This is a genomic window from Desmonostoc vinosum (assembly GCF_059505385.1).
Genome location: NZ_JCACKM010000316.1, coordinates 1 through 3,356, shown reverse-complemented (window position 1 = coordinate 3,356; position 3,356 = coordinate 1). Strand labels below are relative to the sequence as shown.

Below are 3,356 nucleotides of genomic sequence, written 5' to 3'. Positions count from 1 at the left end.
CTGGTGACTTTGCGCTCAATCCCCATTACAAAACTTAATTACGCGCTTCGCAGCGCTAGCGAGGTACGAGCGTCAGCGTAAAGCCTGCGGCATAGCTTCGCTTAGAGCGACACAGGAGCGTCGCGTCATTACGAATTACGAATTACGAATTACGAATTACGAATTATTTAAGTCTCATCGAGGAAGGCAACAAGAAACTGTTCCCTGTTGCCTGTTAGGCGTTCTTTTGATTACACTACTTCCCACCAACCGAAAGCTGGGCCAATAAAACGAATTGTCACCCATGCGGCAACCATAATCCCAATGCCTACCCAAGCACCGCGAGTAGTCCAAGCAACAAATAGTTCAGCTTGAGTTTTAGTGATGGGAACCCAAGGCAAGATGCGAGTGTCTTGACCGTATTTTTCCCCAAGTGTAGTTTTCCGGCGTTTTGCTTCACCCATATTAATAATTCAAATTCAATTTGGGTTTTAAGTTTATATAGACAGGAGTCAGTTTATGGTATAAGCGAGTGAGTTTCATCTCTACCATAAGCTGATGATAGTGCTTGCTTTGGGGCGATCGCTTTGTGATTGACAAAACGTAAAAGGACAAACAGCTAAATAGAATTTTCCTCACTGCCACTAGAAAATAAACTTGGATCAAGATAGTTAATGCGTGCTAGGGGACTCAAGGCAGTCAGGATTTGAGTGCCGTAGCTGCGGTTAACTACGCGACTGTCAAGTAAAGCAACGATGCCTTGACTTTCTCGTACTGGGGCGATCGCACGTTGTAATTCATTTAAAGCTGCTGGCAACAAGTATAAACGAAACCAATCTTGGTGCGATCGCTTGTAATGAGCAACCCTACTGGCTACTAGAGGATTTTCTAAAGATGGTAGGGGTAAAGTAGCAATAATTAACAGCTGAGGCGCAGGTAGAACTGTTTGATGCTCTCGCCAAAATTCCCAACCGCTGATTAAAATACCATTTTCATCCAAACAAGTTTTTTCTACCTGTACCCGCGAACCAAACTCTGAAGCCAGAATTGCCCCTACTTGTGATTTGAGTGGCACATCCCCCACTAGCACAACCGTCAATCCTGGGGCTGTAGCACTCAAACAAACTAGCGTGCGGACTTTGTGAATAAATGCTGGTTGAAATTCTGGGGTATTAGGTAGAGGTAACTTATAAGGTACATAAAGTTGGATTGCTTCTGCTTGGCTGTCAGAGGAGAACTTGAGGCAAGTGACATCTTCTAACCCCAGACGCTGACGAAACAGGGGTGCTTCTGTTTCTGCTTCCAAAGCGCTACCAATTAAAACTACTGGCTGTCGCTGCCAAATCGGGGAGAGTATTTTTCCTAATTCAATTGGCGCGTTGTGCAAAGAAAATAAACCCTGGCGACGGGCAATAGTTGCCCAGAGGAGGGGGGATGAGGAAGTGGGGGGAGAAAGATCAACATTATTAAATTGGAAGTGTTGCCAAACATCTGGCAGATTAGCTGGATCTAAAGCAGAGTCAAGACGACTGAGAATTTCTGTTTCTGGCTGAGAAATTAGATAGCACTCATAGGGATTAGCGGGATGTTGGAATATTTCGTGTGTTAGTTGTACCCGTACCTCGCGAATGACTTCCGCTTGGTTTGGGTAAGCCAGCATGAGTTGATCCCAATCATCGGGTTGAATATTTTGGGTAAGTTGATGACGCACCCAATCTTCTAAATCGTCTACCCCATCAATAATTGTGGGAATGCCTTGAGGAAAATGCTCACCAACTAGCTGTGCTTTTAACCAAGCTTCTGGGGTCGTTAAAAGCAGTCCTTGGAACTCGTTACTTGGCCAGGCGTCACCTGTCCTGATCGGCTTATTTGCTGGTAGCCACTGCTGTAGACGGGGAATTTCTACTCGTAGCAGGCGTTGTTGTACTGCTTCTGGAGTAACAATAATTACAGGGCCATGCCACAGCAATGCTGATGCTACAAAACTGGTGCGATATCGTCCTTGATAGCCACAAACCGCACCTACTTGAATTAGAGCGCTACGTCCTAAGCGCAAGGCACGCGCTACCAACCTCGCCATCGTCAAATGATGGGGCCAGGAAGGGAAGCCCGCCTGCGATCGCAAAAAGTTGTGTAGTGATAAATGAACTTCTGCCTCAATCACACGCTTTTAATCCCATACAAAGTGACTTTCACAAACCAAGCCCCATTTCTATTATCTTGTCATTAGTCACTAGTCATTTGTCTGCCAATGACCAATGACAAATGACCAATCCCAATCACTCCAAACTATGCCAACTTACACAGGAATTTCCAGCGAAGCCTTTAGGCATCCACTGGATCGCCAAGCTGAGCAAGCTTTACGAAACTTACCTGGATTTGATTTAATTGCCAGTAAATTCGTGGAATTTGTCTATGAACGCCCTCAGTTAGTCTATCTAATGGGTAACACCATCCAAGTCGGGCCGCGCCAATATTCCACTATTTACCACATGTTTCGAGAATGTGTGCGGGATTTGGACATTTACCCAGAACCTGCACTGTTTGTCTCACAAGATCCCCAAGCAAATAGCTATGCACTGGGGCAAGAAAATCCTTACATAGTTATAAATACAGGGATACTTGACTTACTAAACGAAGCCGAGATGAGGGCGGTGCTAGCCCATGAACTGGGGCATATTAAATGTGGTCATACTATTTTAATTCAAATGGCGATCTGGGCGATGAATACTGCCTCAGCCTTGGGAGATTTGACCTTTGGCATCGGCAATTTTCTTTCTCAGGCCTTGATTTATGCCTTTTTTGAATGGCGACGCAAAGCTGAGTTGTCTGCTGATCGCGCCACGTTGTTAGTTATAGATGACTTGAATCTTGTGATGTCATCTATGATGAAAATTTCTGGCGGTAGTATTAAATATGCTAATGAATGCAGTTTACAAGAATTTATTCGGCAGTCAGAAAATTACCAAGCATTGGATGAAGATGGTTTGAATCAAGTGTATAAATTCTTGATTTACAATGGCGCTCAAGGAATGATGTTGAGTCATCCTTTTCCTGTGGAACGCATACACTATTTACGGCAGTGGGCAGTATCAGAGGAGTATCGGCAAATTCGCCGGGGAAATTATCCGCGATCGCCCGCTTCCGGTGCAGTCAATGTTGATGCTCAAAAAACTGCAACTGAGGCCGAAGCTTTGCGCCGTCAAATTGAAGAATTGCGACGAGAAATTAACAAAAAGAGAAAATCTGAGTAGATTTTTGCTGATGGGGGTGTTATGTCATGTCCGTTTAAAGACTTATGATTTGGCTGACGCGGAGATAAGGAGACGCGGTGAGACAGCGAGTAAAGGAGGGTTTCCCTCCGCAGGCGACTGCGT

Annotated in this window: 3 protein-coding genes; 1 reads left to right on the top strand and 2 read right to left on the bottom strand. The window is 44.9% G+C overall.

All coding sequences use genetic code 11. The features are described from left to right. Window positions 1-230 precede the first annotated feature (230 nt). A complete protein-coding gene (locus AC5JMF_RS31800; protein WP_495799697.1) occupies window positions 231-443 on the bottom strand; it encodes a DUF2839 domain-containing protein in 213 nt (70 codons plus the stop codon). Between the two features lie 155 nt (window positions 444-598). Next, window positions 599-2,143 (bottom strand): helicase C-terminal domain-containing protein, encoded by a 1,545-nt coding sequence (locus tag AC5JMF_RS31795; RefSeq protein ID WP_495799696.1) that lies wholly within the window; start codon window positions 2,141-2,143, stop codon window positions 599-601. A gap of 127 nt (window positions 2,144-2,270) precedes the next feature. Between AC5JMF_RS31795 and AC5JMF_RS31790 the strand changes: the two genes are divergently transcribed. Next, a complete protein-coding gene (locus AC5JMF_RS31790; RefSeq protein WP_495799698.1) occupies window positions 2,271-3,233 on the top strand; it encodes a M48 family metallopeptidase in 963 nt (320 codons plus the stop codon). Window positions 3,234-3,356 lie beyond the last annotated feature (123 nt).

Coding starts and splice junctions, on each gene's coding strand:
- AC5JMF_RS31800 (WP_495799697.1), bottom strand. CDS start 443: ATGGGTGAAGCAAAACGCCGGAAAACTACACTTGGGGAAAAATACGGT.
- AC5JMF_RS31790 (WP_495799698.1), top strand. CDS start 2,271: ATGCCAACTTACACAGGAATTTCCAGCGAAGCCTTTAGGCATCCACTG.